The following is a 23293-nucleotide window of genomic DNA, read 5'->3' as shown; positions in this document are numbered from 1 at the left end:
TTATGATACGGTTCACCTAATCATGTCATCGACCTCTGCTTTAAAATGGAACGCAAAAAGCCACTCCTAAGAGCGGCTTATCCCAACCAACTTACATTTCTTTTTGGTATCTATTCGTAAAATACTCGGTTTAATATACTGTACAAAAGAAACACACCTAAAGTTACCATGATCACCCATAAACTCGCGTCGATTACAATCAATAAGCAAGCAATCCCCAATACAAGCCACTGGATCATATCCCCCGCTTTAGCTTTTGCCTTGTAGCGCATGGATGAGCTCCGCTCATCTTTGTATTCCGTTCGGCTTTGCTTCGTTACCGCAGGATTACGCTGCTCAAAATATTTTGTAAACAAGTTGACTGTACTTATTACAAATAGTGAAGCACCCGCGCCAATAAGTATATCCGATATGGCTTTGAGGTCACTTCCCATAAATATAAAGCTTAATAAGTATAGAACGATTCCAAGTATCAAAGTCCCTATATAAACCGATGTTTTCTTTAACATTATTGTTCCTCCTCATAATTAAATATATCTAAGGAACCCAAGGTTACATTAAACATCCAATATACAACATTTCTCTTTAATTATAAAGGATCTCCACAAAAGCAATACAAAAAGGACACCCTCGGGCAGGGTGCCCTTCAAGCCTGAATCTACATTCATTCCGCCTTCATTTTAATCAAACTGCCAGCAGCTCAAGCTTAAATTGCCGTACTGATAGCTTCGGTGAAGTAGACGAGCTTTTCGGCCTGCATCACCAGCCCCCATCGCAATTAACAACGGGATAAAGTGTTCACTGGACGGCACGGCTTCCCGGGCATAAGGTGCTAGATCTCTATAGTTAAACAAAGAAGTAGTATCCCACGTCTCCAATTTGCTCTGCAGCCAGTTATCGAATTCTTCAGCCCAAGCGTCCGTGCCTTCCGACCGCCAATTCAATCCCATTAGATTGTGTACGGTCCCCCCACTCCCAATAACGAGAACATCCTGTTCCCTGAGTGACGACAAAGCCTTACCGATTTCATACTGCTGTTCATTGGTCAGGTAACGATTGACGGAGAGGGCTACAACCGGAATATCCGCATTGGGATAGATCAGCTTGAGAACAGCCCAAGCGCCGTGATCGAGCCCTCTTTTCTCATCCAATGCACTCTCAATCCCTTGCTTGGAGAACAACGATTGAATCTGGTTGCTTAGGGATCGATCGCCTTTGGCCGGATAGGTTATCCGGTAAAGCTCATCCTGAAATCCGCCAAAATCATATATGGTGCTATACTCATCTACCGCACTCACGGTTTGAACAGGCTCTTCCCAATGAGCGGAAAATAGTACAATCGCTTTTGGTTTCGTTGTATAGGCCGCAAAATTTTTCAATAAATCAGTGTAGGCATGTTCCTCAAGAACAAGAGAAGGCGCACCATGCGCGATAAAATAAGATGGCATCATAAAGCGATTCACTCCTTATTTAGTTAAATACTAACATCCTGCTTCAACCATCTAACAAAATCACGTTGATTCTCCTCCGAGACGCCATGAGCGGCTGGATAGGTATTGAAAGTCAGATGCGGTGTCCGTGGTTGAAAATAAGCTGCTGTCTCGTGCCCGATCGAAATAGGAAATACCGGATCTAACTCCCCGTGAGAGAGAAATACTGATACGTCTCTAACCGATTGCAGTGAGTACTCTCCCTTTACAAAGTCAGGCACATATCCGTTTAACGCGACAATTCCTTTCAGTCGATCCCCCATCGTAAGCGCAAGTGTCATTGATAAGATCGCGCCTTGGCTAAAGCCGAGCACATAACGCCTGTTTACATCGACTGGGTATTTATCCGACGCATAATGGATGAATTTTTCCAGCTGCTGAACCGCTTGATCAAACATCTCCCGAACCGGATTTCCTAAACTCTTTAACTCATAAAATTGGTACCCAGGACCAAACATAAGATTCCCTCGAATATGGATCATAATAAAATCGGCGGCCAATGGAGCAGCCAAACCAGACATATCTTCCTCATTAGATCCCTTCCCATGCAGTGTAAAGATGGTTGGGTATGTTTTGTCCGGATCCATATGACGTGGCAGTTGAATGTCATATTGGTAAGCTGGTGTCATCTCATTATCTCCTTATTTTTGGATTGCGGCACTGCGCTTGTTACGAATAAAATGATCAACCGAAAGAGCTGTAGGTTCCGCTACTAATAGATGCAAGGAGATGAGCATCAAAGCGATTTCCAACTCGTACCCAGGCGACTGATCGTTTCCAAGCAGTCCTGCAGACAGCTTTACTGTAACAATTGCGCCAATCATGATGAGGACAAGCAGAGCCGAGACAGAGCGGGTAAACAATCCGACAATAAGCATAATACCCCCGACCAGTTCAATAATTGCGGCAACATACGCCATAAATCCAGGAATGCCCATCGAGCTAAACCACGCGTCCACATTGCCTAACCCCATTTGAAACTTACTTACTCCGTGGACAAGAAATATAATTCCCAGCACCACGCGCATAATAGTAGATACCCCTGTCATTTTCGTCATTCTTTATCTCTCCAATCTAAAATATTAGTAATAATAAAATATATTTCATATGAGTAATTTATATCATAGGGCTATGGTGTGTCAATAATAAATTTGTTAATATAAATATATATTCTGTATTACAAATATTTTGAGAGCGAGTGAAGACAATGGACATCGGCTCCAACATACGAGCAATCCGAAAACGCAAAAACATTACTATCGCTCAAATTTGCGAAGAAACAGGCTTATCCCAAGGCTTCTTAAGCCAGGTTGAAACGAATAAAACCTCACCATCTATCGCGACGTTAGAAAATATTGCACAAGCATTGAAGGTACCTCTGGCTTATTTATTGTTGAAAAAAGAAGAACGTATGGGTATTGTTCGAAAAGAGGAAAGAAAGATCACGACAAGCGGAGTCGAGAATTTAAAGGTAGAGCATCTGAGCTCTACTAAAAATGTAAGAATGATGCTTGTTGAGTTCCCTCCCGGAGCTTCAACGGGTGAAGTTCCGCATGCTCATGAGGGTGAAGAAGTACATGTGGTCATTAAAGGGAAAATCTACGCCGAGCAAGGGGAAGATCACGCTGAGTTTGGGGAGGGGGATTCATTCTCCTGGAACGCCTGCACACCCCATTTGGTAAAAAATATCGGTGATGAACAAGCGATTGTATTAATTTCCGTCTACACAGAAACAGATCATCAAGGGGATTTGCTGTAAATAAGCATTACCTTTTCTTGATTCAATTAAAAAGGAGAGGCACTCTGCCTCTCTTTCTTTATTGATATTCACTTGACTTTAGCTAGTTTGTGATTACAGGTTGATTCTATCCTGCTTAGTTCCAAATGACTTGTTCCCCAATTGAAAAGAATATCAATTACAGGACGAATGGATTCACCATAGGTAGTTAAAGAATATTCAACTTTGGGTGGAACAATCGGATACACATGTCTAACAATAATTCCATCCTCCTCAAGATCACGAAGTTGCTGAGTTAGTACTTTCGGAGAGACACTGGGAATATATCGCTGCAGCTCCGAAAATCGCTTAGTGCCATTGAGCAGATAATACAAAATAAACGGTTTCCATTTCCCCCCAAGTACTTCAATCGACACTTCAATCGGGCATTTATCCGATACCATTATGCTTCCTCCTTACCTCAAAGTAACTCTATAACCATATTGTAACTTATTGCCATACATAACCATTACAACTATAATTTTCAATAAGCTGCAGCTTTATTATACCAATTATAGAGCACTCATGTACAAGGAAAACGACGAGGGAATCGGCCAATCCCTTCTGATGTTTTCCAATCGACTAATACAAATAAGGAGTGTTATTTTAATGCGTAAAATGATGGTTCTCTTACTCACTACTTGTATTACCTTCACTTCAGCATCCGTGGCACTGGGTTCTGCGGAGTCCAAACCGAAAGACGATTTAATCGAACTAAGTGATGAGTTCACCAATAAAGATTCTCTATCGAATTGGAAGCTGCATCATGAAGTCGAAGGATGGCCAAGCCAAGTTGAAGTACTGGACATTAATAAGAGCAAACCTGGTGCACTTCATTTAATTCCAAAGACAGGTACATGGTACGGAGACTTCCGAGGCGTGTATGCATTCAAAGAAATTAATGGTGACTTTATCGTTACAACACGCTTGAAAGTGTCCGGTAAACAATCAGAACGCCCTACAGGAATTTTTGAACTCGCTGGTCTCCTTGTAAGACAGCCCAAAAACACAACAGCTTCTAATTGGAAACCGGAACAGGAAAATTGGATTTATCTCAATTACGGTACCCCAGATACAGCTAATGAATTAGTGTTAGATAGCAAAATTAACCTAAAAAGCCAGTTTACTTATACAATAACTCCTGTAGCAACCGATTGGATTCAGCTCAAGATCGCAAAAGTTGGACCGTGGTTCTTCCAGTTCTATAAATTTGACCATGATGACAACTGGACCCTTCATCGACGCGTGAACCTCCCAGAACTACCAAAGACTCTTCAGGTAGGGATTAACGCGCATGGCAACACTGTCAAATCATTTAGTACTGATGCTAAAACATTTAACGAAACCGTATATAATAGTAAAGAAGACCATGCTGATCTGGATGTGGAATTTGACTTCGTACGCTTTCAGCGGCCCGTCGTGACAGATGAGTTAAAGGCTAAGATCCTAAAGGGTGAGGCACTGGATCGAGAAATCGTAGATGCCCTCTCCCATTAAAAATAATCGTTCAATCTCTCATCCTTGTTTTCAAGGATGATTTTTTTATGCATTTTCCATGATATGATAGATAAACGTTCCCTTACATACATTCAGGCGGTGAGAGATATGATCATAAGAGAGATTCAAGAGCAGGACAATAAAGCTATCGAGAACGTCATTAGAACTTGTTTAAAAGAATATGGCGGAGATCGAGCGGGCTTGGCGTGGGAAGATCCACTACTGGGCTCTTTATCAGAAGTCTATAGAGGAAACAACTCCAGGTACTGGGTTGCCGAACATCATGGTAGGATTGTAGGCGGCTGCGGCATCGGCCCAATGGACAAGCTTGAAGGTGTCTGTGAGCTGCAGAAGATGTACTGCCTGCAAGAGGCAAGGGGAACCGGAATCGCACACAAGCTCATGAATACGGCACTAGAGTTTGCACAAACATGTTATGAACAGTGTTACCTCGAAACCTTAAGCAATATGGAAGCTGCAAACCGCTTTTACCAGAAATACAACTTCGTAAAGCTAAACAAGCCCCTTGGTGACACCGGGCATTTTTCATGCGATATATGGTACCTTAAAGATCTTCACTCAAGCTAAATTTACGTTTATTTAGCCTGAGCATCACTACCAATGCGGATTATTCCTCCGATCGCCGTTGAAACTTTTCGGTAATAAGAAAAATCCCTCAAGTCCTTAAGTGACCTGAGGGATTTTTCCCTGTATCCATATTTCCTGTTCCTGCTACCCTTTTACTTCTCTGTAATCTTCATCATGCAACCCAAGCTGTTTGTTTCGTTCTTTAAACCGGATATTATGTGAAGAAACGTATGCCGCTTTCGGTGCATCTGGGTCGATATGTAACTTAGCACTATTTAATGCGAGAACTCCATCTGTAAAGGCCCCAGCAATATATCTCACCTTGCTCTCATGATCAATGAAGTCTCCTGCGCCATAAATACCAGGGATATTCGTTTCCCTTTTGGCATTCACAACCGCTACATCATCTTCCATCTCCAATCCCCATTCGGTTAATGCGCCGTAATCACACTTCAACCCATGATTGACAATAACGGCATCCACAGAGATTCTCTCCATTTCACCTGTTTCCGAATGAGAAATGGTTACGTGATCGATCATATCTTCATTACCGTGCAGCTGTACAACTTCATAAGGTGTACGTACATCCACAGAAGATTCTTTCATTTTAATAACATTCTTTTCGAGTCCGCCAAAGTCGTTGCGTCGATGCACGACGGTTACACTTGCAGCGATGGGTTCTAATTCATTAGCCCAATCAACCGCTGAGTTTCCTCCGCCAGATATCAGCACATGCTTGTCACGAAATACGTCAAGCTCTTGTACCGTGTAGTGTAAATTTGTGACCTCATAGCGGTCTGCTCCTTCGATTTCCAGCTTCTGCATAGTTAGTACACCATACCCGATTGCTAAGATAACCGTTTTTGTATGATGCTTCTCACCAGTTGCCGTCGTTAACATAAAGGTTCCATCCTGCAATTTCTCTAGCCCTTCGACCTTCTGATTCAATACGATAGTTGGATCAAAAGTTCTTGCTTGCTCTTCTAATCGAGCGATTAATTGTTCACATAGAATTGGCGTAACTCCACCCACATCCCATATCATCTTCTCTGGATAAATGAGCATTCTTCCCCCAAGCTCTGGTCCATACTCAATAATTTTGGTTTTTAAATCACGCATTCCACTATAAAAAGCGGTATACAACCCGGCAGGTCCCCCACCAACAATCGTTACGTCAAATAACTCTAACTCCTCCGTCATTTCGGTCCCCCTGTTAACAGTGCTGCCATTTCCTCTGCTTGTAACAGTGCTGATAATGGATCACTCGTAAAATATTTTTTCATATCTAGTTCATATACACGCTTATTCTTCACAGCATCGAGCGAATTCCAAACGCTTGGCAATTCGAGTTCGCTCCCCACATCATTTCTAACCATAAAGACATAATCACCAGCGTAGTCGCCTACCTTTTCCCACGATACATCAAGTCTGATTTCTCCCTTATCAATGATGTCGCTCTTTACTCGAGGATGCGGCGTAACGCCCAAAATCTGATACAGGGCATCTCCACCACGCTCTCCCGACTCACCGACAACAATGGTGGATTTCGTAGTAGCCACATCAATAATGGAAAAGGTAGCATCTTCTGGAATCACTCCTCTTATTTTTTCCTTGGCGACTTCGACACGTTCTTCAAAAGAAGTGAGCCATTCTTCAGCTTCTTTTTGTCTATTCAATATTTCACCCATTGCCGTAATTTCATCATGAATGTTGTCATATTTCCCTGTATCATACACGACGGTCGGGGCTACTTTACTATATTTCTCAACCATTTTAGGATCCCAAGTAATAATTAAATCAGGATTTAATGCAAGCATTTTTTCTACAGATACTTGACCATCCCCACCGATATCTTGGGTCTGATCTGTTACGTACGGCTCAAGAAACCGTCCATACTCTAGAATCGTTTTGGAAGCCCCAACTGGCTCTACCCCTAGTGCCAGCACATGGCCAAGATCCCAGTCGACAATAACACGCTCAGGATGGGTAGGAACTTCAACATCACCTGTTACCGTGGAAATGATTCGTGTCTTCTTCATATCTTTTTCTGCTGTTTGTTCAGCTGGCTGTTCTGATGTTTGTTCTTCTTTCACTTCATTTGTACTTGTATTGTTGGCGCCTTCGCTTGAACAAGCGGCAAGAAAGAGCAACAGGCAAAACATAAGCAGCCAAGATCCTGATCTTTTTATATTCCGATTGAACATGTATACTCAATCCTTTATTTAGTTTTCTATTCGGCCGACCATTTTAGTAAGCTGCTGCTAATGCTTTTATGTTTGTTGGTTTCTTTTCCGATCCATTTGCTAATTCATATGGCAAGCAAAGCGGGCCGCCTGTACGTGGATCCGTGATAATATCTGCTTCGATCGCAAATACCTCGCGCAGCACTTCAGGGGTAACCACCTTTACTGGTGCTCCAGAACTCACTACAGCTCCTGATTTGATCGCCACCATATGATGGGCAAATCTAGCCGCATGATTCAAATCGTGAACGACCATTATAATTGTCCTCTGTTCTTCTCTATTCAGCTTTTGCAGCAATTTTAGTACTTCAAGCTGATGGGCCATATCCAAAAAAGTCGTCGGTTCATCAAGAAACAAGATGCTTGTCTGCTGGGCAAGCGCCATGGCAATCCATGCCCGCTGACGCTGCCCTCCTGATAACTGATCAACAGCCCGATCATAAAATTCCGTCATTCCGGTTACTTTTATCGCCCAGTGAATGATTTTGCGGTCTTCCTTGGTCATGGTGCCCATTCCTTTTTGATGCGGATAGCGACCATAGCCGACCAGCTCGTATACAGTTAATCCGTCTGGTGCGGTCGGATTTTGGGGAAGAATGGCTAATTCCTTGGCCACTTCTTTAGTTGATTTTGTATGAATCATCTGCCCGTCAAGCATCACTCCCCCACTCATAGGTTTCATGATGCGTGCCATCGTCTTCAAAATGGTTGACTTGCCAGAACCATTCGCTCCTACCAAGGCAGTGATTTTCCCATTCGGTACAGATAAATTCAGCTTATCGACGATTGTTTGATCCCCATAGCCGATGGTTAAGTCTTGGGTTGATAAACGATCAGCCATTATCTATTTCCTCCTATTATCTAATCTTCTTCTACATGTGGAATTGGGCATGGTGTAGTCTGCTGTATGTGCCTCCTGCTTCAAGCAGTTCCTTATGTGATCCCTGCTCTTGAATACCTTCTTCTGTTATGACTAGAATGCGATCTGCATTTTTTATCGTAGCGAGGCGATGCGCAATCACGAGCGTAGTCCGTCCCTGAGACAGTTCATTTAACGCTTTCTGAATCGCCGCCTCCGTTTCCGTATCCAGCGCAGATGTTGCTTCATCCAGAATAAGAATTGGCGGGTTTTTCAGGAACATCCGAGCAATCGAAAGCCGCTGCTTCTGTCCTCCGGATAACTTGACGCCACGTTCACCAATTAATGTATTCAACCCGTCTGGAAGTCCGAGGATCAAATCTTCCATCTGTGCCCGTCTCGCAGCATCCCATATTTCCTCTTCTGTCGCATCAAGCTTTCCATAGGCAATGTTTTCTCGAATCGATCCATCAAATAGAAATACATCCTGCTGTACGATCCCTATTTGCTGGCGCAAAGATTGAATAGCCATATTTTTAATATCCATGCCATCAATCCTTATGCTGCCTGAATCAATATCGTAAAATCTTGGTAGCAAACTGCAGATTGTCGTTTTTCCAGCTCCCGATGGGCCAACAAGGGCTACCGTCTCTCCTTTCTTGACCGAAAAATTAATATGGTTGAGCACTTTTCCTTTGCCTTCATAACCGAACGTAACATCCTCATACTCAATATCACCCTCTAGATGTTGAACTTTAATAGCATCTGGTACATCCTCTTCATCCGGTGCGGTGTTAAGCAGTTCCAAATAACGGCGGAAACCAGCGATTCCTTTCGGATAAGTTTCAATGACCGAATTAATCTGTTTAATCGGAGTAAGAAAGATATTAGATAAGAGTACAAAAGCCATAAATTCACCAAACGTCATTTGCTTTTGGATGACAAACCACGTACCACATCCTAGTACAAAAATCGATATAACCTTCATCAGCAAATGGCTGATTGATGAGTTCCAGGCCATCACCTTATAAGTAACAAGCTTCGTTGTGCGGAAACGCCCGTTGTTTACAGCAAATTGATCAATTTCATGATCTTCGTTAGCAAATGCTTTTACGACACGAATTCCGCTCACATTATTTTCAACTCTGGCATTAAAATCGGCGATGTCGGCAAACATTTGGCTGAATGCCCGCGACATTTTCCTGCTGAAATAAATAGATAAACAAATCAAGAATGGAATAATAATGAATGTCAGAACGGCAAGCTTCCAATTAATCGACAGCATTAAGCCAAAGGTTCCAGCCAGGGTCATCACCGCAATAAACAAATCTTCCGGGCCATGGTGGGCAATTTCCCCAATATCCATTAAATCATTGGTCATCCGTGAAACGAGATGCCCTGTTTTGTTATTGTCAAAAAATCGAAAAGACAGCTTCTGGACATGGTTGAACAATTTTTTTCGCATATCTGTCTCAATATTAATCCCCAGCATATGTCCCCAATAGGTAACAACATAATGCAGGAAAGAACTAAGCACATATATCCCAAGTAAGCCGACACACGCCCATATAATGAAATTCCAGTTGCCGCTTGGTAATAAGTCATCAATCACTCTATTTATCGCTAGAGGAAAAACAAGCTCCAATAAAGCAGCTAAAATCGCGCAAGTAAAATCTGCAATAAACAACCATTTATATGGCTGATAATAAGAAAAAAATTGCTTCAACATATGGAGTAAGGTCTCCCTCCTTTGGGAATCATCAAGCTTTTGAACGAGCAAGTAAGTATAGGAAGTAAGGTGCTCCTATTACAGCAACAACAATACCTGCTGGAATTTCCGATGGTTGTATAATCCAGCGCCCAATGGTATCCGCAACCAGAACGAGCAGCGCCCCTGCCAGAGCAGATCCTGGAAGTAGGAATTGATGCTGCGGACCGATCAGACGGCGAACAAGATGGGGGGCAATCAATCCGACAAACCCGATGCCACCGCTAACAGATACAGAAGAGCCTGCTAATCCAACCGCTGCTGCGAGAAGAACCAAGCGTTCTTTTTCCACAGAAGCTCCTAGTCCGATCGTCATCTGATCGCCCAGGCTTAATACATTCAACACGCGAGCTTTATAACATACAAATGGCAATAGAATAATAACAAACGGAAGCAGGGAACCAACGAATTTCCAGTTTGAACCCCAAATGCTTCCCGCCATCCATGTTGCAACAAACTGATATTGCTCTGGAGTGAAACGTATAGTCAGCACAATCGTAGCCGCACTAATACCTGCAGCCACAGCAATACCCGTTAATAAGAGTCTGGTAGGTGACAAGCCCTCTCCTTTTTTGAGCGATAGGACATAAATTAAAGCAGCGACAAAGCCAGCTCCCAACCAGGCCAATATCGGCAGGAGCATCACAGAACCAACCGTTTCTGTTGGGAAAAAAGCAACGTAAAGCATGACGGCGAGCCCTGCTCCCGCATTAATTCCGAGAATTCCGGGGTCTGCCAGTGCATTTCGGGAAAGCCCCTGCATGACGCAGCCAGAAACCGCAAGTGAAGCTCCGACAAGAACAGAAATGATAATACGCGGAAGCCTGAACTCAAACAAAATCAGCTCTTGCTTATCCGTACCCCCACCAAATAACGTTTTAATTAACTCTATAGGTGTTAATCGGATATGCCCTGTATTCACACTGATAATAAAGGCAACAACAATTAAAACCATAAAGACGGTCAACGTCGTTATGCTCCGTTTTCTTTTCCTGGATTCGGCAGGTGATAAATCAGATAATTCCACTTATAATCCTCTCCTTTCTTTACGAGCAAGGTAGAGGAAGAACGGTACCCCAATTAAAGCAATTAATGCACCGACCGGTGTTTCATAAGGCGGATTAATCATCCTGGCGATTAAATCGGCCCACAGAAGCAATAGACCTCCAAGGACTGCAGAGCATGGAATAATGTAGCGGTAATCAACCCCAACTAAATATCGGGTTACATGTGGAATGATAAGCCCGACAAATCCGACTGCACCAACAACGGAAACGGCCGATCCAGCTAGTATCAGCACCAGAATCGTTGCTATAAGCTTAACCAGTTTTGTTTTTTGTCCTAACCCCGAGGCAATCTCCTCACCAAGACTAAGCAGCGTAATCGATCGGGAAAGCATAATGGCACCAAGAATCGCAGCTCCAACCCACGGAATCATAATCTTCAACTGCTCCCATTTCGTCCCTGCTACTCCGCCCGCATACCAAAAGGCAAGATCCTGCCCGATCCGAAAATATAAAGCAATCCCTTCACTTAAGGCACTGAACAACGCACTGACTGCTGCACCAGCAAGTATGAGGCGCAGCGGTGTCAAACCACCCTTAGCCATGGAACCAACGCCAAACACAAGTCCCGCTCCGACTGCGGCTCCGATAAATGAAAATAGAATTAAATACGTATACGGGAGCCCTGGAAAAAAGGCGAAGCACAGCGCCATCACCAATACGGCACCTGAATTCAAACCGAGCAGCCCCGAATCAGCGAGCGGATTTCTTGTCATACCCTGCATAATGGCACCTGCAACCGCAAAGCTTGCACCTATCATCGCTGCCCCTAGTACTCTTGGCATCCGCAATTCTCTGATAATCTGATGATCATTAAGATCCGGATTAAAATGAAGAACAGAATCCCATACGACAGACAATTTAATATCAGCTGCTCCAAAAGAGATTGAAAGAGCAATACTAAATAGGAGTACGACAATTCCACCTATCATAATGATCGTTGCGGCTATCGGACGTGAACGGAGCTTAGGTTCCTCTGCTTCAATCCCCGTTCCATCTACCTTCACTGCAGTCATTCCCATCATCCATTCACCTTTACTTTAATTTATCCATTTTTAATTGAAATTGATTATCATTTTCAATTAAAAAAAGAGCATAGAGATCCCCTTAAACTAGATACGAGTAAACTATTTCTTCTTAAGCCCTTCCAGCATATCGGCAAATTCCTCCGCTTGATTGGCCACAGAAATGGGATCATACGGCCAGAAGCGTTCTGGTTTTGGGAATAACACCTGCTTATTTTTGACTGCCTTAAGGTTGTTCCAAATGGGGCTCTTGATATTTAAACTTCCCCCTTTTGACTCATCTACAAAAATATAATCCCCTGCATAGTCATCAAGCACTTCATATGAGATTTTGAGGAATTCATCCGGATTGCCAATGACCTCTTTAGCAATTGCATCTGTCGGTGTTAGTTGCAAATATTGATATAATGCTTCTCCACCCCGATACAAACTATCTCCATATACATAAATATCTTTCTCAAACGCACCGATCAGTGATACGGTCTGATCCCCGACGACTGCCTGAGCTCTTTCTCTAGCCGCTGCCATCCTGGTGTCAAACTGAGTTTCCCATTCCTTCGCTTGCTCTTCTTTTCCAATGAGCTTCCCGACTTCTTGTACTTCCTCTTTGACATTCTTAAACGTTAAGTATGGATATACAACGGTTGGGGCAATTTTTGATAACTTCTCATAATTGCCCGCATCATGAATTTGCGTAATGATTAAGTCTGGTTCAAGCTCCAGAATTTTCTCATAATCTGTTCCTTCACCAATATTCTCTACACCTTCAACTAAAGCTTGAATATGAGGATTTTTAATATCCCTACTCTCTGCCCCAACCGGCTTCACATCCAAAGCCAGAAGTGTAGCTAATAGCCCAGATTGAGTCACAATCCGCTGAGGATTTGCTGGAATCTCCACCTCTCCATTAACCGTCTGTACGACACGCGTTCCTTCAGCAACAGCAGCCTTATTGTCTACTGATTTAACCTCTGAACTTTGACTAACCTCTTTACTGCTGCAGGCTGTCAATACGACAAGACAGATAACAGACAGGAGCACCAAACTCTTCTTATATATATCTATAATTATCCTCACTCTCCTAATAATCCAAATGATAATGATAACCATTTTCAATTGTAGCAAGAGCATTTATCAAAGGACATAGACAATGATAACTAATTTAATATGGACAAATGTCAGGTCTAGGATCTGTTCAAAATGCATTTCACTTGAATATCCAGTTGTTTCTCTAAAGCTACACCTTCACTGGCCCAAAAATCTTCAAGGCGTAAGAGATAGATTTGCCCGTTTTTTGCTGCGGGCAGCTGACGCCAATGTTCAGTTTCAACAATTCTTGACGCTTGCATGGCGGTATGGATGACAACAAACATATGGTCCGCTGCATACGCAGAAATTTCATTTTCGGAAATGATAAGATGCTTATTGGGCCCGAGTACTTCCTTTTGAATCCGCTTGGCAGGAGTCAGCTTCAACATGGTATACAGATTGTAAGCTCCTCTTGCTGTTGATCTCCATATTCCTACCTTCCCATTATCCCTTAACTCATATAGCCCGACTGTCTCTTCCTCTTGTAATGCTCCTTTCAGCATTTTCCGGGCACTTTCCGCTTTCTCCTCAAATGCCTGAATCCACTCGTTACTTTGCGCTTCTCTTCCAACGATCCGTCCGATAATCTTTACTTCTTCCAACCGGTCATGTGTATCCCAATCAAGCATCATGATGGGTGCTATGGACTCCATCTCCTCGATGATCTTTTGATTCGGATATAAGTAAGTAGGGGCAATAATTAAATCCGGCTTGAGATCACGCCATTGTTCAATCGTAGGCAGTCTATCCGGAGCTAGTTGGATCGATGAGCTTACTTCCTCTCTTAACAGCTCAGGGACATTCGAATACGATGAGAGAACTGCAGCCGGCTTTATTCCTGTCGCCAGCAATGCACCTGTAAACTGAAAGGTAAAGATTCGCTCAAATTCTCTTCCTTTCCTGAATTCACTTGGCGACATTCCATTCTGCTTACGGAATTTCCTACTCAAATAAAGGCCATCCTGATAACCTACTTTACGCGCAACCTCCCCAATCGTCAGCGTATGTTCAAGCAAAAAGACCTTAGCCTTATCCATACGAATTTGCGACAAATAGTCAGAGAAGCTCCAACCTGTTTCCTTTTTAAACCGTTCAGAAAAATAATTTGGGTGATAACCAAAGTATTTGGCTACCGCGTCCCTAGACAAGGCTTGATGAGAATGTAAAGAAATATATTGCAAGATGGAATGAAACGACGAGCTAAATGTACGCTGCCCCAATGAAAGGTATTCATCCTCAATTTTTGCGATCAAATCATTTAGCATATGAATAGCTTTTGAATTTTCGGCTTCTTCCGCAGCTGTTTTGATTAGCTGAGCAGCTATATTTTTCACCTCTGCTGAAACCTGACTGTAAAACAAACCACTGTGCGGAAATAAATCCGATACATGTTGATAGCGCAGTTCTTTTTCTGACACTCCAATCAGCTCATATATTGAAAAAAAGAACACATTATAAATAAGTTCTGTTCCTCCTATATTTCGGATCTTCACCTTTTCCTGAGGGTTCATGACCAACACCGAGCTGCTCTCAAGGTTAAACATTTGGTCTCCACTTTGAATCTCGGCCGCTCCAGATAAAATAATAAAAAGAACTGTCAGTTCTGTTTCGTATTCCGCTTCCTCCCTGACATCGGTACATATATGACTGCCCTTTTTTAAGCTATACACTCTGTTCTGTCGTAACATCTTATCCTCCTTCAAAGGCAAGATTCCCCCGTTTTCCCTAATTGATTATCATTCTCAATGAATTCTATATTTTTCTTGGTATTTTCGCAATCATCTTCATCAATGAACTCACTCACTTATGCTGAAAAGCTGCAGGGACAAAAACGAACGCCAGGAATAACCTATTCCATAAAACAGGTTATTCCTGACGTTCAGCATTGTTTGACAAGTGATTTCCTATCATCGCTAATAGGCTACCCTCTGCTATATAAGTCCATATCTGACGGGGTATTCGTCGCAGGTGGACCAGACACCTCATCGCAAGCTGATGCACATGTTTTGGCCATGGAGCAGCCGGCGCATTTTCCTTTTTTCGTCTTTTTCACATAAGAGAGCAGTGTCCATCCGGCATAACCGAAGATCAGCACACCGATCAAGATGCTTGCCAGCATGGCCCATCACTTCCTTTCTCTACAAGCTTTTAATGAAAGCCCAGAGCCCTTCCGACTGTTACAATAGCCAGAGAAATGCCGTAGGCAATCACCAGCGAGTAAAGGATAGAAAACCAGGTCCAGCGTGCGGACATCGTCTCCTTGCGAATGACCCCGACAGTAGCAAGACAAGGTACATACAGTAGGATAAACGCCATAAAGGAATAGGCCTGAAGCGCCGTGAAATGTCCAGCTAGTAGCCCCTGCAGTGCCGCTGTATCCGGAGCGGAATAAATGATGTTCATCGTCGATACGACCACTTCCTTCGCCAAAAACCCCGTGATCAGTGCTGCGCCGGCCTGCCAGGTACCAAAGCCAAGCGGTGTCAGCAGATAGCCGATCGCTCCGCCGATCTTCGCCAAAAAGCTTTCGTTCATCGGTACATCGAACCCGCCCGGACCTGCATAACTTAGCAGCCAGATGATTACCGATCCACCGAAAATGAATGTTCCCGCTTTCCGTACAAAGCCTTTTCCCTTCTCCCAGGTGCTGCGGGCCAGCGTCTTCCACTGCGGAATCCGGTAAGGCGGCAGCTCCACGACAAACATGGACTCCTGCTGCTTCAAAATGGTTGAAGAGAATAGCTTCGCGAGCAGCAGCGCTATCACAATGCCCATCACATACAGCGACAGGACAATCAGTGCCTGATTGGACTTGAAAAAGATACCGACAAAGAGGCTGTACACCGATAATCTGGCCGAGCAAGACATAAGCGGTGACAGAATAATCGTCAGCAGTCTTTCCTTCGGCTGTTCGATGGTCCGGGCCGCCATAATACCCGGTACATTACATCCAAAACCGATAATCAAAGGAATGAATGCTTTGCCGTTCAAACCGACGGCTTCCATCAGCCGGTCCATGACCGAAGCAATCCGTGCCATATAACCGGAATCCTCGATAAAGGAAATAATCAAGAACAAGATGAAGATTTGAGGCACAAATACGAGGACTCCACCGACACCGGCAAAAATCCCATCAAATATGATCGCTTTAATAAAAGATGTAGCTCCAACACCATTCAGCAGCCACTCCGTTCCATTCCTCAGTGCACCATTAATGAACCCATCGACCAGGTCGGATAACGGGTTGCCTAGCCATTCAAACGTCAGCTTGAACGCTAGGTACATAAACATCAGAAAAATCGGGATGCCTAAATACTTGTTCGTAACGACCCGATCAATCCGCTCCGACAGATTACTGCGTCTTTCTGTCCGCGTCAGACACTGTGCGAGGATCTCTTTTATATGATCGCTTCGTTTATTGCGGATGTACTGGGACAGCTTCTTTCCACCATACGCTTCCATAACGGACTGCTCCGTGGACTGATAGAACTGATTCAGCCATTTGGAGTCGATCACCTTCTCCAGCGCGGCGCGTACAACCGAGTTCCCCTCCAGAAACTGTACAGCCATCCAGCGCGGGGAGACGATATGATCCGGCATCTTGGCAGTCAGCTCAGTACACGCCTTTTCTAACAGCTCTCCATAGGAAAGCATGTGCGTTTTTTCACAAGCATTTCCAGACGACTCTCCCGTAATCATGCGAAGCAGTACATCACAGCCCTTCCCGCTTCGGGCCACCACTGGAACGACGGGTGTCTTCAGCAGCTCGGACAATCGTTCGATGTCTATCTCAATCCCCTGCTGCTTCGCCACATCCACCATGTTCAAAGCGATGACAACGGGCTTGCCGTATTCCAGTAGCTGCAATGTCAGGTTTAGGTTTCGTTCAATTTGAGAGGCATCCACCACGTTTAGAATGGAATCAAATGATTCGTTTAGCAAAAAACGGGAGGCGACCTCCTCGTCATGTGATAAAGGATTAAGGGAATAGAGACCCGGCAGATCGATAAGCTGACCTTTTCCTGCCTTCAGTTGTCCAACCTTCTTCTCGACTGTAACTCCGGCCCAGTTGCCCACATATTCATAGGAGCCGGTCAAAATGTTAAACAGCGAGCTTTTTCCGGTATTCGGGTTGCCTGCCAAAACAATCTCGCTCATACGGCTTCCACTACAATCTGAAGAGCTTCCTTGCGGCGAATAGCAATCCACTGCCCATCAGCCTCTAGCGTAATAGGGCCTCCAAATGGCAGCCTCTGTTTAATGCAAACCTGACAGCCCTCGACGATCCCCAGATCATTAAGCCGTCTACAGACCAGCTGATTGCTGCAGCCCAACTCCACAATCGTAACCGGTGCATTGATGTTTATATCCGCTAGTTTCACTTCAAACACCTCGATGAGAATTATTATCAATTACCTTGGATTATAGGGCAACAACTCTCATATGGCAATAGTTTTATATTGTAATTATTACATATAAATAATGAATGCTGAAAAGGGTTTAGGATGCTTTTCCATCAAAAGAAAAAACGCCCTAGTCTTTAGCTTTAAATTTTCACCGGCAGAGAGCATCAGCCCCCGACCATATGCGTTCGGGGGCTGAACTGTTCTTAGCGTTAGAAACACCAAGCTACTTTTTCTCTATAGAAAAAGAATAGAAGCGAGTCTCGAAACCGCCATTTGGGGTCGGGCTGCAGCAATAGATGCCTACTTTGACCGGATTGGGATGCCGGTCTTCGTGCAAATGAGAGATCCGGATCTGCTCCCACTCATCTGGGTTACCCTGCGTCTTGGCCGAGATCGTATAATCGCCGTGCTTACGCTCGACTCGGAATGCTAAAGGTTTCGTGACATGCGCGTTCTCGTAATTTCGGGTGGACCAATCCGAATATCCATGATTGGTGACGACGGCCCCCAAGTGTGATGGACCGTCCGGTATATATTCAAGCGATGTCTTCAACCAACATGTTTCCGACACCATGACGAACAGTCCCGCCTGGTCATAGGTTGATACGGGCTGCATACTAAGTGATACTTCTGCCGTGAAGTCCGTCTCAATCGACTCGTAAAAGACATGTCCGTTCATCACTTCGAATCCGTAATGGGTTTTCAGCCAAAAATCCGTTTCGGATTGTGTATGGACGAGTAAAGATTCATCTTTCACGCTCCAATGTGACGGCTCATTCATTATGGTAAGCTTACCAACAAAATCAGGAATATAAGATACATTCATCATGGGAATAACAGCCTCCAATTTAGTCATTTCGTTTAAATCATACATGTTGCAATGTGTTCCATATCCTCAACATTACTACGCTTCCGAAGACATCGCAATGAAGAGTCGGACCTTCATTTTTTTGATTGACTAATTAATCAAAAATGGTTACGATCACCTTATAAATAACATTTTCGTCAAGGAGGATTTACACCATGTCTCCCAGAGTGGATGAACAGAATCAGCAAATTCGTGATATACGTAAACAGCAACTACTGGCAGCCGGGGCGAAGGTGTTTGGAGAGCGGGGCTATGCGGGTACGAAAGTAAGCGATATTGTGGGTGAAGCTCAACTAAGCCACGGTTTGATTTATCATTATTTTTCTTCCAAAGAAGATATTTATATTGAGTTAGCAAAGACTGCATTTATTACCTCCTATGAAACAATTCATCAAGCTGTGCACAGCAACGGAAGCCCTTATGAACGTCTAAAGGCAATGACGGAAGGGATTTTTGCTCACACTCGGGAGAGCGGTCATTTCTTTCTGATCGCGCTGCAAACCAATACGTCCAAGACGGTCCCGGAAGAGGCATCAGCGATTTCAAAAGAATATTCAGCCAAGAGTCTGGAATTGCTTAAGCATCTGTTCCAGCAAGGTCAGGAGCAGGGTGAATTCATCAAGGTGGATCCATCGGAGCAAGCTCTTATGTACTCTTCGATGCTGAACGGTGTTGTGTTTACCCAATTAACCTACCCGTTGTTGGAAGACTTTCCACAGGTAGATCAGATCTTGAGAATTTTCATCGATACATCATCTTTAAAGGAGTGAGTTGATGGATACGAAGGATTTATCTATATTTAGAAGCGTTAGTGCGAGAGCGCACTTCACAGCCGCTTATGACCGAGCGCTGAGTGAGTGGCCTGTTTCTTACGAATCCTGCTTTGTTACAACTGACTTCGGAAGTACTCATATGATCAAATGCGGTAATAAGGCGAATCCACCTCTGCTGCTCATTCACGGAATGACCGCAACCTCGCTCATGTGGAGTGCAAACATTGCTGAATGGTCCAAGAATTATTATGTTCATTGCATTGATGTCCCTGGAGACTTTGGCAGAAGTACACTCCTAAAGCCGCTTTCAAGCAAAGAAGCAGCAGCGCAATGGCTGTTGGAGCTAGTCCGTGAACTGCAATTGGGCGCGTTTCATTTATTGGGGCATTCCATGGGCGGTTTTTTGTCTTTGAATTTTACGGTAGCGCATCCGTCGCATGTACATTCGCTTGGGCTGCTGGCACCTGCGGGCTCCTTTGCGCCGCTTTCAAGGATGTTCTATGTAAAGATGTTTCCTCCTGTGATGTTCCCAAAACCGTGGCTTATTGATCGCGCATTCACATGGTGCATGTCGAAACATAATAACCTGAGTCTACTTCCCGAGTCCTATAAATCACTGCTTACAGCGAGCTACCAGAGCTGCGTCCCTCGACTCGGGCTGCTTCCTGCCGTATTCACTGAAGAAGAACTGTCACAGCTCCCAGTCCCTACTTTATTCATGGTCGGGGAAGACGAAGTCATTTACCGCCATTCCATCAAGACAGTTCAAGCGAAGGCGAGCATCATTCCAGATGTCACGATAGCAACCATCCCTAAGGCAGGGCATCTTTTAAGTGTTGAACAGAAACAACAGATTAACGAGCTTGTCATTGATTTTCTTGGAAACCACCCCATAGAGTCCAACAAACATTAGATATGACTAAGCGTGATTGAGAAGGGATCTATCGTTATGGATAAACTATCGATCGGCCGCATGGCCGAATTGAATAACACCTCTGTTCAAACGCTGCGCTATTATGCCAAGCTGGGGCTGTTAAAGCCTGAGTATGTTGATGAAAGCACGGGTTACCGTTACTACGGAATCAAGCAATGCGCCAGACTGGATATGATCAACTATATGAAATATTTAGGCATGTCGTTGGACAATATAAAAGCTTGGTTCGACAGCGAAAATGTTGAATCTATCCCCGAGATGCTGCGGCAGCAAGCGGTTCTCATTGAGCACAAAATGAAGGAACTAGATCAGATGAAAAAAGCGGTCCAAGTCAGCATTAAAAATTACGACACATATATGAGCGCTCCGGGCGAAGGGCATATCGTTCTGGAGCGCATTCCGGAGCGCAAAATTTATTGCTACGACAGCAACGTCAATATTTATGAGAATACGCTTGAAACGTACGAATATATACTGCGGGAGCTGCGTGCCCAGGCGATCGTCAACCATTTGCCAATGGCATACTTTTGCAATGTCGGCTCTATTATCCGGCAAGAAGCGATTGAACGGGGACATTTTGTATCGACGGAAGTTTTTTTGTTCGTAGATCCCGATTTTGAAATGCAGGCAGGCGTGGAGATCATCCCGGAACACGACTATTTGTGCATATATTGCGATAGTTTCTTTCATGAGCAGAAGTATGCGGGCAAATTATTCGATTATGTACATGAGCACGGTTATGAGGTGATTGGGGATTACATTTGTGAAGTGGTGGTGGAATTACCGGTATTTCATCATGACGAGCGGAATATGTTTATGAAATTGCAAGTTCCGATCAAAAGAGGTTGACTCTATAGTTACTATAGAGTTTATGATAAGGACATAAGGAGCTCCCAACATCATTAACATTATAGTTTGTGAAAATAATAACAATGTAGGAGGTTGTCCACATGAAAGAAAGAATTAGAGTCATTCAATACGGCTGCGGTAAAATGGGTCAGGTTTTCCTCAGATATCTGTATGAAAAAGGTGCAGAAATCGTAGGCGCGATCGATATGAATCCGAACGTCGTTGGTAAAGATGCAGGTGAGGTAGCAGGTTTGGGCGTGAAATTGAATGTTCCTATCCGCTCCGACGCTGAGCAAGTATTTAAAGAATGCGACGCACAAGTGTGCATCATTTCCACGACAAGCTTAATGACAGATATGTATGACGCTTTTGAATTGGCGGCTCGTCACGGCGTGAACGCAATTAGTACGTGTGAAGAAGCGTTCTATCCTTGGACAACCTCCCCTGCGCTGACCAACCGTCTGGACCGGCTTGCTAAAGACAACAATTGCACCTTAACCGGTTCGGGATATCAGGATGTGTTCTGGGGTAACTTAATCACCGTATTAGCGGGCGCAACGCATCAGATTACTAGAATTGAAGGCATGTCCAGCTACAATGTCGAAGAGTACGGCATCGCGCTTGCAGAGGTTCACGGAGCAGGCTTAACGATTAAGGAATTCGAAGAGAAGATTGCCAGCAACAATGATCTTCCGTCCTTTATGAGAAACGCCAATGAATGGTTGTGCTCACAGTTCGGATGGACCATTAAATCGATGGATCAACAATTGATTCCGATGACGCATGATCAAGATCTTCATTCCACCACACTTGGCAAAACAATTCCTGCTGGTGATGCCACAGGCATGTCCGCGGTCGTCACAACCGTCACCCATCAAGGACCGGTCATCGTAACAGAGTGTATCGGCAAAGTGTATGCTGAGGACGAAGTGGACCACAACGATTGGGTCATTAAAGGCGAGCCGAAAACAGAGGTCAACATCTCTTGCCCGGCAACGGTAGAGCTTACATGCGCAACAGTGGTCAACCGTATCCCTGAGTTGCTTCAGGCTCCGGCTGGCTTCCACACAACCGAGAAAATGGCTCCAGCCCAGTACCGCACATACCCTCTTCATTACTACGTTAAATAAATGAAAGTTTGTCTAAAGGCGACGGCTCGCAGCTGTCGCCTTTTTCTGCATCCCCCCCCTTCCTACACCATGTAAAGATACATTTTGGAACAACCATTTGGCAGAGGCATGTAATTCGTTCATAATAGTTACGTACATTACCTAAACCTGTTCATTAACAAACATTGTGCAAAAAAAACAGCAAAGGGGTAAGAAATGCATGACAGAAATAGTAGATTGGAAAAATGGTGCTCGCGGGCATAAATTTATAGCTTCTTTTAGTGGTGGAAAGGATAGTACTCTAGCTCTATATAAAGCAATGAAGGTTGGAGAAGCCGTTGGACTTATCATGATGTTGGAGGAGGAAGGAAAACGTTCCAGATCCCACGGAATGCCGCCGGAATTAATACAAGCCCAAGCTGAATCCATAGGGTTGCCTGTATATACTGCTGCTGCGAGCTGGGATGATTATGAAACCATTTATATGGGCCTTTTAGAAAAAGCTAAAGATCAGGGAGCCGAAGTGTTAGTAACGGGAGACTTGGATATGCCTGCCCATGGCTGTTGGCATGACAAAGTTACGAAAAATGCGGGATTAAAGCTTGGGATGCCCCTATGGGAAATGGATCACCGAGAAGCTGTCGATGAATTCATCAATCTGGGATTTGTAACGATCGTTGTTACTGTAAATCTATCGCTAGGAATGCAGGAAGACGATTTAGGCCGAACGTTGACTCATGAATATGTAAAAGAGCTTGAAGCTCGCGGCATTGACCCATGTGGAGAAGGCGGAGAGTTCCATACTACCGTAATCGATGGACCTATTTTTAAACATCCTATTCCCGTTCGTTCATGTGAGATTCTGAGGAATGGGGATTATGTTTTTTTGCCTTTAGAGTTAGATAAGTAGGTGGACACGGATACCTGATACGGAAATATCTAATCCCAAGGAGG

25 protein-coding genes are annotated in these 23293 nt (G+C 44.1%); 8 read left to right on the top strand and 17 right to left on the bottom strand.

Going from position 1 to position 23293, the window contains the following annotated elements; genetic code table 11:
• Positions 1-110 precede the first annotated feature (110 nt).
• The 4 genes from B9N86_RS00245 to B9N86_RS00230 form a co-directional block, all read right to left on the bottom strand.
• Positions 111-509 (bottom strand): hypothetical protein, encoded by a 399-nt coding sequence (locus B9N86_RS00245; RefSeq protein WP_208917101.1) that lies wholly within the window; start codon positions 507-509, stop codon positions 111-113.
• Positions 510-680: 171 nt separating this feature from the next.
• A complete protein-coding gene (locus B9N86_RS00240; RefSeq protein WP_208917099.1) occupies positions 681-1451 on the bottom strand; it encodes a DODA-type extradiol aromatic ring-opening family dioxygenase in 771 nt (256 codons plus the stop codon).
• Positions 1452-1474: 23 nt separating this feature from the next.
• Positions 1475-2119 carry an alpha/beta hydrolase gene (locus B9N86_RS00235; RefSeq protein WP_208917097.1) on the bottom strand — a complete coding sequence of 215 codons (645 nt, stop codon included), beginning with the start codon at positions 2117-2119 and terminating at the stop codon, positions 1475-1477.
• A 12-nt stretch (positions 2120-2131) separates the two neighbouring features.
• The gene (locus B9N86_RS00230) at positions 2132-2548 is read right to left on the bottom strand and encodes a DoxX family protein (protein ID WP_208917095.1); all 417 of its coding nucleotides are present in this window, start codon (positions 2546-2548) and stop codon (positions 2132-2134) included.
• 149 nt (positions 2549-2697) lie between these two features.
• Between B9N86_RS00230 and B9N86_RS00225 the strand changes: the two genes are divergently transcribed.
• Positions 2698-3249: a helix-turn-helix domain-containing protein gene (locus B9N86_RS00225; protein ID WP_208917093.1), complete on the top strand. Its 552-nt coding sequence runs from the start codon at positions 2698-2700 to the stop codon at positions 3247-3249.
• 68 nt (positions 3250-3317) lie between these two features.
• Here B9N86_RS00225 and B9N86_RS00220 read toward each other — a convergent pair whose 3' ends face one another.
• Entirely contained in the window at positions 3318-3671 is a 354-nt protein-coding gene (locus B9N86_RS00220; RefSeq protein ID WP_208917091.1) for a winged helix-turn-helix transcriptional regulator, read from the bottom strand.
• A 214-nt stretch (positions 3672-3885) separates the two neighbouring features.
• On the opposite strand from B9N86_RS00220, the gene B9N86_RS00215 reads away from it, so the two are divergent.
• Both B9N86_RS00215 and B9N86_RS00210 read left to right on the top strand, forming a co-directional pair.
• A complete protein-coding gene (locus B9N86_RS00215; protein WP_208917089.1) occupies positions 3886-4764 on the top strand; it encodes a hypothetical protein in 879 nt (292 codons plus the stop codon).
• A gap of 63 nt (positions 4765-4827) precedes the next feature.
• Positions 4828-5352 (top strand): GNAT family N-acetyltransferase, encoded by a 525-nt coding sequence (locus B9N86_RS00210; RefSeq protein ID WP_244562902.1) that lies wholly within the window; start codon positions 4828-4830, stop codon positions 5350-5352.
• Positions 5353-5496: 144 nt separating this feature from the next.
• Here B9N86_RS00210 and B9N86_RS00205 read toward each other — a convergent pair whose 3' ends face one another.
• The 12 genes from B9N86_RS00205 to B9N86_RS00150 form a co-directional block, all read right to left on the bottom strand.
• Positions 5497-6552, bottom strand: a complete 1056-nt coding sequence (locus tag B9N86_RS00205; protein WP_208917087.1) for an NAD(P)/FAD-dependent oxidoreductase — start codon at positions 6550-6552, stop codon at positions 5497-5499.
• Entirely contained in the window at positions 6549-7556 is a 1008-nt protein-coding gene (locus tag B9N86_RS00200; protein ID WP_208917085.1) for an ABC transporter substrate-binding protein, read from the bottom strand. Before B9N86_RS00200 ends, B9N86_RS00205 begins: the two co-directional genes overlap by 4 nt.
• Positions 7557-7599: 43 nt before the next feature.
• On the bottom strand, positions 7600-8436 hold the full coding sequence (locus B9N86_RS00195; RefSeq protein WP_208917083.1) for an ABC transporter ATP-binding protein: 837 nt from the start codon (positions 8434-8436) through the stop codon (positions 7600-7602).
• Positions 8437-8467: 31 nt separating this feature from the next.
• Entirely contained in the window at positions 8468-10183 is a 1716-nt protein-coding gene (locus B9N86_RS00190) for an ABC transporter ATP-binding protein (RefSeq protein WP_208917081.1), read from the bottom strand.
• A 31-nt stretch (positions 10184-10214) separates the two neighbouring features.
• The gene (locus B9N86_RS00185) at positions 10215-11249 is read right to left on the bottom strand and encodes a FecCD family ABC transporter permease (RefSeq protein WP_208917079.1); all 1035 of its coding nucleotides are present in this window, start codon (positions 11247-11249) and stop codon (positions 10215-10217) included.
• Complete coding sequence (locus tag B9N86_RS00180) at positions 11250-12308, bottom strand: FecCD family ABC transporter permease (protein ID WP_208920013.1); 1059 nt, start codon at positions 12306-12308, stop codon at positions 11250-11252.
• A gap of 105 nt (positions 12309-12413) precedes the next feature.
• Positions 12414-13388, bottom strand: coding sequence for an ABC transporter substrate-binding protein (locus B9N86_RS00175; RefSeq protein ID WP_244562901.1), 975 nt, complete (start codon positions 13386-13388; stop codon positions 12414-12416).
• A 107-nt stretch (positions 13389-13495) separates the two neighbouring features.
• A complete protein-coding gene (locus tag B9N86_RS00170; RefSeq protein WP_208917077.1) occupies positions 13496-15088 on the bottom strand; it encodes a helix-turn-helix domain-containing protein in 1593 nt (530 codons plus the stop codon).
• A 233-nt stretch (positions 15089-15321) separates the two neighbouring features.
• Positions 15322-15519, bottom strand: coding sequence for a FeoB-associated Cys-rich membrane protein (locus tag B9N86_RS00165; RefSeq protein WP_208917074.1), 198 nt, complete (start codon positions 15517-15519; stop codon positions 15322-15324).
• Between the two features lie 29 nt (positions 15520-15548).
• Complete coding sequence (feoB, locus tag B9N86_RS00160) at positions 15549-17558, bottom strand: ferrous iron transport protein B (RefSeq protein ID WP_208917072.1); 2010 nt, start codon at positions 17556-17558, stop codon at positions 15549-15551.
• On the bottom strand, positions 17555-17812 hold the full coding sequence (locus tag B9N86_RS00155) for a FeoA family protein (protein ID WP_425298564.1): 258 nt from the start codon (positions 17810-17812) through the stop codon (positions 17555-17557). Before B9N86_RS00155 ends, feoB begins: the two co-directional genes overlap by 4 nt.
• 217 nt (positions 17813-18029) lie before the next feature.
• Positions 18030-18632 carry a DUF1349 domain-containing protein gene (locus tag B9N86_RS00150; RefSeq protein WP_208920010.1) on the bottom strand — a complete coding sequence of 201 codons (603 nt, stop codon included), beginning with the start codon at positions 18630-18632 and terminating at the stop codon, positions 18030-18032.
• A gap of 197 nt (positions 18633-18829) precedes the next feature.
• Here B9N86_RS00150 and B9N86_RS00145 point away from each other — a divergent pair, with 197 nt between their 5' ends.
• The 5 genes from B9N86_RS00145 to B9N86_RS00125 all read left to right on the top strand — a co-directional run bounded on the left by B9N86_RS00145 (position 18830) and on the right by B9N86_RS00125 (position 23249).
• On the top strand, positions 18830-19444 hold the full coding sequence (locus B9N86_RS00145) for a TetR/AcrR family transcriptional regulator (RefSeq protein ID WP_208917070.1): 615 nt from the start codon (positions 18830-18832) through the stop codon (positions 19442-19444).
• A 4-nt stretch (positions 19445-19448) separates the two neighbouring features.
• A complete protein-coding gene (locus tag B9N86_RS00140; protein ID WP_208917068.1) occupies positions 19449-20360 on the top strand; it encodes an alpha/beta fold hydrolase in 912 nt (303 codons plus the stop codon).
• Between the two features lie 36 nt (positions 20361-20396).
• A complete protein-coding gene (locus B9N86_RS00135) occupies positions 20397-21230 on the top strand; it encodes a MerR family transcriptional regulator (protein ID WP_208917066.1) in 834 nt (277 codons plus the stop codon).
• A 101-nt stretch (positions 21231-21331) separates the two neighbouring features.
• A complete protein-coding gene (locus tag B9N86_RS00130; RefSeq protein ID WP_208917064.1) occupies positions 21332-22360 on the top strand; it encodes an NAD(P)H-dependent amine dehydrogenase family protein in 1029 nt (342 codons plus the stop codon).
• A gap of 199 nt (positions 22361-22559) precedes the next feature.
• The gene (locus tag B9N86_RS00125) at positions 22560-23249 is read left to right on the top strand and encodes a Dph6-related ATP pyrophosphatase (protein ID WP_208917062.1); all 690 of its coding nucleotides are present in this window, start codon (positions 22560-22562) and stop codon (positions 23247-23249) included.
• The last annotated feature ends 44 nt before the right edge of the window (positions 23250-23293 follow it).

Source organism: Paenibacillus uliginis N3/975, assembly GCF_900177425.1.
Taxonomy (GTDB): Bacteria; Bacillota; Bacilli; order Paenibacillales; family Paenibacillaceae; genus Paenibacillus_AQ; species Paenibacillus_AQ uliginis.
Note: the sequence above shows the minus strand (reverse complement) of the source record. Positions and strands in the feature narration are given on the sequence as shown.